This window comes from Paractinoplanes polyasparticus, from assembly GCF_019710575.1.
Classification (GTDB): Bacteria; Actinomycetota; Actinomycetes; order Mycobacteriales; family Micromonosporaceae; genus Actinoplanes; species Actinoplanes polyasparticus.
In genome coordinates this window covers 1-918 of sequence record NZ_JAHWFK010000119.1, presented here as the reverse complement: position 1 = coordinate 918, position 918 = coordinate 1, and the positions used below count along the sequence as shown (strand labels likewise).

Below are 918 nucleotides of genomic sequence, written 5' to 3'. Positions count from 1 at the left end.
TGAGCCATTTTCATCCTGCGTAACGCGGTGACTCGACGTGGTGCAGGACGAGGATGGCCTGCACGATCGCGGTCGCGCGGCGTGGGCAGCAGCGCAGCTTGGCCAGGATTTTCCAGGTCTTGAGGGTGGCGATGGCGCGTTCGCCGCGGGCGCGGATCTTCGCGTGGGCCCGGTTGACCGCCTTTTGACGGCGTGACAGCTTCGGCCGGAACCGTCGCCGTTTGAACGGGGTGCGGATGCTTCCGCGGGCGCCTTGATACCCCTTGTCGGCGAAAGTCATCACGTCTGCGCTGGTCAGCGCGTCGATGATGCCGTGGGTGCGGGCGGCAGTCAGGTCGTGGGCCGAACCGGGCAGTGCGGCCGAGGCCCACACGAGACGGCCGGCCGCGTCGGCGATGACCTGCACGTTCACGCCGTGCCGTTTGTGCTTGCCGGAGTAGTACGGCTTCTGGACGGCGACCCTGTCGATCGGGATGAGCGTGCCGTCCAGGATCGCGTACGCCAGCAGCCGGATGCGCGCCATGGTGGTGTCCAGGTCGTCGGCGGTCGCGCTGAGCAGGGCGATCGCTTCCTGGACGTAGCGCCATGCGGTGGCGACGCCGATTTCGAAGCCGGCGGCGAGGCGGATGTAGGTGTCGCCGTTGCGCAGGTGGGCCAGGGCCAGTAGCGCCTGGCGGCCCGGGTTCAGTCGTCGCCATCGGGATTTGCGCTGCTGGCGGTGGCCGCGGATGCGGTCGGCGAGGTGATTCAGGGTCCGGCTGGACAACGGGATCGTGGCGGGGTAGGACAGCATGGCGAGGCTCCCGGTCGGGGCATCGGGTTTTGGTCGATTTGCTGTCCTATCTGGAGCCTCGCACCTCTCGATCACCGGGTCCGCCTCACCGACCCTGAGCTGCAAGATCAGCTTGGAAAAGGCTC

1 protein-coding gene is annotated in these 918 nt (G+C 67.6%); it reads right to left on the bottom strand.

What is annotated here, in order from left to right; all coding sequences use genetic code 11:
- Positions 1-10 precede the first annotated feature (10 nt).
- A complete protein-coding gene (locus KXC43_RS50280) occupies positions 11-793 on the bottom strand; it encodes a transposase family protein (protein ID WP_221383434.1) in 783 nt (260 codons plus the stop codon).
- Between the last annotated feature and the right edge of the window lie 125 nt (positions 794-918).